This is a genomic window from Moorena sp. SIO2C4 (assembly GCF_010672485.1).
In the GTDB taxonomy this organism is placed as follows: Bacteria; Cyanobacteriota; Cyanobacteriia; order Cyanobacteriales; family Coleofasciculaceae; genus Moorena; species Moorena producens.
In genome coordinates this window covers 1-6,778 of sequence record NZ_JAAHGN010000358.1, presented here as the reverse complement: position 1 = coordinate 6,778, position 6,778 = coordinate 1, and the positions used below count along the sequence as shown (strand labels likewise).

Annotated in this window: 7 protein-coding genes and 1 pseudogene; 2 read left to right on the top strand and 6 right to left on the bottom strand. The window is 46.5% G+C overall.

Annotation, left to right across the window (positions count from 1 at the left end):
• Positions 1 to 48 precede the first annotated feature (48 nt).
• Both F6K20_RS18805 and F6K20_RS18800 read right to left on the bottom strand, forming a co-directional pair.
• Complete coding sequence (locus tag F6K20_RS18805) at positions 49 to 213, bottom strand: hypothetical protein (protein WP_287295623.1); 165 nt, start codon at positions 211 to 213, stop codon at positions 49 to 51.
• 246 nt (positions 214 to 459) lie between these two features.
• Positions 460 to 1,413: an AraC family transcriptional regulator gene (locus F6K20_RS18800; RefSeq protein WP_287295621.1), complete on the bottom strand. Its 954-nt coding sequence runs from the start codon at positions 1,411 to 1,413 to the stop codon at positions 460 to 462.
• Between the two features lie 180 nt (positions 1,414 to 1,593).
• On the opposite strand from F6K20_RS18800, the gene F6K20_RS18795 reads away from it, so the two are divergent.
• The gene (locus tag F6K20_RS18795) at positions 1,594 to 1,953 is read left to right on the top strand and encodes a hypothetical protein (protein ID WP_009149689.1); all 360 of its coding nucleotides are present in this window, start codon (positions 1,594 to 1,596) and stop codon (positions 1,951 to 1,953) included.
• A gap of 337 nt (positions 1,954 to 2,290) precedes the next feature.
• On the opposite strand, the gene F6K20_RS18790 is transcribed toward F6K20_RS18795, so the two are convergent.
• The 4 genes and pseudogenes from F6K20_RS18790 to F6K20_RS40710 all read right to left on the bottom strand — a co-directional run bounded on the left by F6K20_RS18790 (position 2,291) and on the right by F6K20_RS40710 (position 5,300).
• Positions 2,291 to 2,965 (bottom strand): DUF4347 domain-containing protein, encoded by a 675-nt coding sequence (locus tag F6K20_RS18790; RefSeq protein WP_044494513.1) that lies wholly within the window; start codon positions 2,963 to 2,965, stop codon positions 2,291 to 2,293.
• 241 nt (positions 2,966 to 3,206) lie between these two features.
• Positions 3,207 to 3,977 carry a hypothetical protein gene (locus tag F6K20_RS18785; protein WP_009149682.1) on the bottom strand — a complete coding sequence of 257 codons (771 nt, stop codon included), beginning with the start codon at positions 3,975 to 3,977 and terminating at the stop codon, positions 3,207 to 3,209.
• 230 nt (positions 3,978 to 4,207) lie between these two features.
• Entirely contained in the window at positions 4,208 to 4,429 is a 222-nt protein-coding gene (locus F6K20_RS18780; RefSeq protein ID WP_009149679.1) for a hypothetical protein, read from the bottom strand.
• Positions 4,363 to 5,300 (bottom strand): annotated as a pseudogene (locus tag F6K20_RS40710) (IS630 family transposase). Before F6K20_RS40710 ends, F6K20_RS18780 begins: the two are co-directional and overlap by 67 nt.
• A 216-nt stretch (positions 5,301 to 5,516) precedes the next feature.
• On the opposite strand from F6K20_RS40710, the gene F6K20_RS18765 reads away from it, so the two are divergent.
• Positions 5,517 to 6,778: sulfatase-like hydrolase/transferase (locus F6K20_RS18765; RefSeq protein ID WP_287295619.1), on the top strand; the 1,262-nt coding region annotated here is incomplete at its 3' end.

The following is a 6,778-nucleotide window of genomic DNA, read 5'->3' as shown; positions in this document are numbered from 1 at the left end:
CGCATAAGAAAATGACTAGTATGACTAATTCCAGTCTTGTTTGTAGTTTCATCCTTCAAAGTATAGGAAAGGGAGCAGGGAGCAGGGAGCAGGGAGCAGGGAGCAGGGAATCGGGAATCGGGAGTCGGGAGTCGGGAGTCGGGAGTCGGGAGTCGGGAGTTGGGAGTAGATCAGAAAAATTTTCACAATTCCTAAACGGATTGCTATAGTCAATTTTTCGGTGTTTATCCCGTTAGTCCTGTTTATCGTTATTTTAGTTAAAGTTAAGCCTATAGACTTCAGTAATTTCTCTAATATGTTGATTAATATAGTGGTTTTTACTTGGGTGGTTTACACAATTTTTGTATTTTAATAATTTAGAATGCGCAAAATTATATATTCCCTGTTTTTTGTTCCCTGCTCCCTGCTCCCTAAAACCCAAGAATTTGTACCTGACTGAATTGCAAACCGCTGTATTTATCAATCGATACCCAAGCTAACTTTTGCAGTGTTTCGCAATGTCTCTGAAGGTAACTCCCCAAACATAGCTTTGTAATCTCTAGTAAAATGACAAGGACTGTAGAACCCAAATTCACTAGCAAGGATGGCTATGGTACAACGTTCTGGTTCGCTTTCCTTCAAGCGTTCTCGCACTGCATTAAGTCGTCGTACCTTGAGATAGCGCATGGGACTTAAGCCAAATAAGTCCCGAAAACCATAAGATAAGGCAGAACTGCTCGATTCTAAATCTTCAGCAAGCTGTTTTAAAGTCAAAGGTTTTCCCATATTGGCTAACATATGTTGTTCGGCGCGGACAATAAGCTGCGATCGCCGCGAAGGTTTGAGAAACGCCTTGGCATTTCGTTTAATGGGAATTTGACCGATTAACAAAGGCAGGAAATCATCGATAACGAGTTGTTCGATATGAGGTTGATATAACCAAGTCGGTTGATATACTGCTAACCAAATCAATTGTTTCAAGTAATCTTTAATTTCTCGCATTCCAGTGGGTAGCAAATTGACATGATTTTTACTCCGGAAGCGATCGCCTAAATCGTGGGGTTGGAGGCGATCGGCATAAGTATTAAAAGTTTGAACGGGGATGACAATCTGTGTCACGGTTACACCGTGACGAAAAGAGTAATATTCCTTTTCCTTCTCAGACCAAAGTATCGCAAAAGATATATATTCTTTTGTGCCATCACCTGAAAATTGAACGCCTTGGTTTGCTTGATTGTACACAAAATGGAAATCACTCATCTGAATTGATAAAAACTCGGCCTGAAGAGAGCCGGGAGTGAGTTGTATTATTTCCTTCCCTTGATAGTCAAAAAACTCTTTGAAACCATCCAAATCTGTAAAGGATTTGGAGACAATCTTGCGATCGCTGACATCCATCAACACACTCCTTTGTACGGCATTCTGCCAAAACAAAACAATAAATCTTATTATAAGTGGTATTTATGATTTTAAAAAACTGGTTTTTTAATTTCTATAGCTTAAAAAGTGGGAATTTTTGTCTATTTCCAGAGATAGCTTACCCCTAAACTGATCTTGAAATCTCCGGACAACAACCCGAGATTTTACATTTGTTTTTGTGAGACTTTATTATTGATGTTTTGTAACGGTTTTTTAAACCGAATTTTGAAAGGAGTAGTGGCGATCGCGATCGCTCTCCCTCTCTTGTTGAGTATCGCCGTCTCCCCCGGGTTAACCGAAGATCTGCCCCTTCCAGACCCCGAGTTTAACGGCACCATCGAAGAAACTTACGACAAATCAGAGGCAGATTACAATACCCTCCTTGGACCTCAGACCCCTGAAGATGCACCCAACATCCTACTGGTAGGGATTGCCTATAATACCTTTCACACTACTGCCATAATATCGATAAAACGTCGGATTCGATCACTATTATGGCCCACTTACATCATCAGACGATTACACTTCCTTTCGGGAACGTTGGAGAAATCCTGACATCTTGAATGATCCAACGCGACTAGCATGGGCTGAAGGGTCTGAGGAATTGGCAATAGTAGAAGGCGAGATAGGTGAAGAAGGGGAGTAGACATAGAGGTGCTTTGGGGTTGTGGAAGACTTCAAGCATCTCATCTATTCCCTGTTTAGCAAACCTCTCCTGACTCGTGAAGATATAGTGCAATTGACCTAAAAAGTTTTCTGCACCACTAAGCTCCAACAGTCTCAAATCGAACTTCAGTGAGGAACAATTCAGGTCAGCGATGGGCCAAAATCTTTCGGGCAAGCCAAAGCGATCGCCTGCCCATCAGCTGCATTGAACTCTGAGACCACACCACTACTTCTTAGGCACACATAGTTTTGGAGTCAGGGTTTTCATCAAAGTTCTATCAACTGTAACCTGATTGCCCTTCTTAGCTGCGATCACAGAACTTTGCTGCCACAATGTATTCCCTTCAACAGAACAAACTGAACTCCCTGTTCCATAGTTAGCACTTAAACCAATACATTTTGTATTGGCAAATACCATGGCATTAGCAGAGCTAAATTCGGTAGACAACTCTTTGACTAAACTGAGACCTGCCGCACCCTGTCCGGTCTCACACCCGGAAAGGATTACATAGCCATCTGCATCCAGAGAACTTTTCATTGTGGCTAGCTCAGACCTCACATCACCCAGCTTTCCATTCTGGAGATCTTTTCCCTTCTGGTATACGGATGAAGTGCCACTACCTAATCCAATGAGTCCAGGACTTCCATGACCAGCCAGGATGAGAGGATTAAGAGACCCTACTCCAGGCTTTGATGCCAATGCCACGGCGGCTTGAGCGGCTTCCGCTACTGAGTTTATCCCCTGGCTATCAGACGCTTTAACAGCAGTTGCGGCCAACTTCGAATCATTTTTGTCATACACTAGGCCACTTCCAACAGCCATAGCAGCACCGACATGGAAATTAAAAACAATAGCTATGGCCAGCATTGTAGTGACAATACTAGAAAGTAAACGTTTCATCTTGCCTCCTTGGGCACGTTATTACTTGCTTGAACTGAGATCAGAAAGTATTTTGGTGAATTTGAAGTCTAGCTATTCATTACTTGAACGCCAGAACTGCTAGATTATGCCCATAAGCCACACGATGCTTTGCCAATGCCTTCTTGCAAAGGACGATCGCATAACGGGCGATCGCCCGTTATGCGATCGCAACCAGCAAATTATGAGGATGGGAGGGAAACATATGGTTCGGGTTTTGGGGTCACCGACAGTTCTCATTGCCGCTCGTGCCCCGCTGTATCCCGGTCACTGGGTTGACATTGCTGCCCCAATCCACTGCAATGTCAGTGGCACAGGAACAATTTTGCTGTCCAGCACTCCCACGGACGAAAGAAATGAAACGAAATCTCCAAGTTGCATTTTCTGTCTGATTATCCTTGGTTTGGTCAGGATTATCCCACCACTCTGAACCCGTGTTTGACTGGCTAGAAATCACAGTTGTTGCACCTCCTTCATAGTTGTCACCACCGAAAAACTGCCTTGTCGTCCCCTGGTAGATCTGACCAACACGCGGGTATGATTGACTGGCATTGTTATTGATTCGTAGATCAAGCCCCCCTATGGTCTGATTGCCAGTCAATGTCGTCGGATTAATCTTTGGGTAGGTAATCGGCATATTGCTGGTAATTGTCTCCTGTAGGATCTGGCCAGGGATGCAGTCTGAAGCCGTACTTCCAGGAGCATAGGTGGCAGCAACCTTAAAACCAGTGCCTTGTGATAAAGGGTCGAACGTATTTGCGCCTGTTGGGCAGTTATAGACGTATGTATTACTTGGACAAGCTGTTCCAGTTCCGCCATTAGACCGAGTACATTCGCTAAAATTCAACGTGTTGTTAGAGCAAATATTAACCCCAGTTCCCCCAAATGCCACCGCCATATTAGTGCAACTACATATTGCCAGTGCGGCCTCATTGGCAAACAAGCAAAAGCTAGTCACAAGAGTGACCAGTAGAGTAATTAACAGTCTTTTCATTGAAATCTCCAAAAAATTAGTAGAAGAGCACGAGTGGGGATTCGGGCTTATCCGAGCAGTATTGCCATGGGGCCTTTTGATCCCTGGCCCACCGGTCACGGCTTCGACTCAAGCAATGGGCGTATGCAATACCCCCCTAAAGTTTCTATCATACATTACAGGCGTACACCTATCCTATTACTGAAATATAATAAGTAGTCCCAGAGAAAAAAAGAGATGTTTGTAAAGGATTATTTCACACCTCGCAGGTTGACATAATCAACCTGATGTCCGTTGCGCTCTCCTCGAGCCTCAAGTCCTACAGTCACGTGGTACGCTAATTCCGACTCCGATTCAAACATCTGACCGACCAATTGATCGCGATCCGCGATGCTCCCACTCCAACTCAATGGGGTTCCGGAACGGAACAGTAAGGTGGCAAAAAGAATAAGTAAAGTCCCATCGCTTCCCATTGGGGAAGTTTCTCTTTCACAGCTTTACTTGTATGAATCGAGCCGAAGCACGAGGGTGATCACACGGATTCGACCGGTGCGTTGGTAAATTGCACCAGCCACTTGGGCTTGTTCGTGCATCAGGCAAGATGAAGTCTTCGCTATCCTGCCTCCCCAACACCAAACTGCACACAAATGTCACCAACGGTTGCCACAGACCCAAAAGGCTCAATCGTTTCCCCCGTTTTTTCGTCTGTTCTTGCCGCTTCTGCTCTCCTTTAAAGTAATAGCTGTAGCTGGCGGCACTCCACAAACAGCATCCCGATTCGTCGGCGTAAAGCAAGTCAATCTCTCCAGCAGCAGCCGCCAGTTCAAGGATTTCCAGGTCGTTTTGCGTGAGCCACCGCTTCTGTGGATCTTGCCGTTTTTGATGACTCACTCGCGTCCGCTTCCAAATCACCCCCTTTTTTTGAGGATCTGACGTAGATACTCAGGACTGAGGTCAACTTGTCGTTCCCGACAGAGTTTTTCGGCGAGTTGAACGCTGTTGTAGGTTCTCGGGTCAATTCTTAGACAGTCTTCTAGGTATTCGATGTCCCCTTCGCTCCATCTTCTTTGTCGCCCTCGTCCTGATGCCTCCCATAGTCATGCCCTACCTTTTGTTTTCCAGGCGTTTAGTGTCTTCCTAACCGTTTTAGCTGTCGAGTGCAGGTGAGTGGCGATCTGTTCGACATAAAGCGCCTTGATGACTTAAACGAACTGCTTCTGCTCGATCGCGTAGCGTGGCCTACGGCCAATCTTTGACTCGTTGACTTACGGTGGTAGCCCTCCTCAATTCCCAGAGCGTTCTTTCTTCTTCTTGGGTGAGAAACACTCTCAGTCTGGCTCCCATACCTCTGACTCCTTTCTTCGGCAACACTTTATAATTTGTAACATACATCCTTTTTTTTTGCACGACCTACTTAGCAAAAAATAACCATAACCACAACCAACACTCATATTTCTAAGAGCAAGCGATCGCCTCTTCCCTTCGTGTACTTTGTGCCTTTGTGGTAAAAATGCCTTGGAGCCCGGTCGCCTTGTTTCTTCAGACGCGATCGCTCTCTTTTTGAGTATCGCCGTCCCCCCTGGGTTGGCCCAAGACCTACCCCTCCCAGACCCTACCTTTAACGGCCAGATCGAAGAAACCTACGACCAATCAGAGGCAGATGATGCTATTCTCATGAGCCCTCAACCCCCTGAAGGCGCACCTAACATCCTGCTGGTGCTACTAGATGATGTCGGCTTTGGCGCATCAGAAGCCTTTGGAGGGCCGATTGTCACCCCTACCCTCGACAAATTGGTAGAGAATGGCTTGAGCTACAACCGCTTCCATACCACCTCCCTCTGTTCTCCCACCCGCGCTGCCTTGTTAACCGGTCGCAACTCCCATTCTGCAGCCTCTGGTAGCATTCAAGAAATGGCAACGGGGTTTCCAGGTTATACCGGACTCATTCCTCAGAGCACGGCAACGGTTGCCCAAATTTTGCAGGCTCACGGCTATAGCACGAGTTGGTTTGGTAAAAACCATAACGTCCCCGATAACCAAACATGCTGGTTTGGTCCCTTCACGCGCTGGCCTAACGATCTCGGTTTCGACTATTTCTACGGCTTTATTGGGGGCGAAACGGATCAGTGGTATCCCACCTTGTATGAAAACCGCAATCCCATCAATCAACCCGCCTCTCCTGAAGAGGGTTACAACCTGAACCACGATCTAGCCGATCAGGCCATTAGCTGGCTGCGCTATAATCGCTCTTTGTCTCCAGACACCCCCTTCTTTCTCTATTTCTCCCCCGGAGCGACCCATGCTCCCCACCAGCCTCCAGCCTCTTATGTTGATAAGTACAAAGCTGGGGGAGAACATGCCATTGCAGCAGGATCGCCTAATGGTATGTTTGTTGATGGCTGGGATGTGGAACAGGCCGCCATCTGTGCGAATCAGAAAGCACAAGGTGTGATTCCTGCCGATGCCAAATGTACGGAGCGACCCGCAGCAATTCCTGCTTGGGATGACCCTCAGTTCGATCTTGAAGGAGCCAGGGACTTGCTTGCCTTGCAAATGCAAACCTATGCGGGCTTCTTGGAATATACAGATGAGGAAGTCGGTCGGGTGATCGATGCCATTGATGAATTGGGTGAAAAAGATAACACCCTAATTATCTACATCGTTGGTGATAATGGCGCCAGTGCAGAAGGGGGTATTCCAGGCACCTGTAATGAAATTGCGAACTTGGGCGGCGCTCCCTTGACGATGGAAGATAACTTGAAGTGCAAAGACATTTGGGGTGGCCCCGAAACGTCGCCTCACTTTGCCATTGGTTGGTCTTA

Coding starts and splice junctions, on each gene's coding strand:
- F6K20_RS18795 (WP_009149689.1), top strand. CDS start 1,594: ATGTTTTGTAACGGTTTTTTAAACCGAATTTTGAAAGGAGTAGTGGCG.
- F6K20_RS18790 (WP_044494513.1), bottom strand. CDS start 2,965: ATGAAACGTTTACTTTCTAGTATTGTCACTACAATGCTGGCCATAGCT.
- F6K20_RS18785 (WP_009149682.1), bottom strand. CDS start 3,977: ATGAAAAGACTGTTAATTACTCTACTGGTCACTCTTGTGACTAGCTTT.
- F6K20_RS18780 (WP_009149679.1), bottom strand. CDS start 4,429: ATGGGAAGCGATGGGACTTTACTTATTCTTTTTGCCACCTTACTGTTC.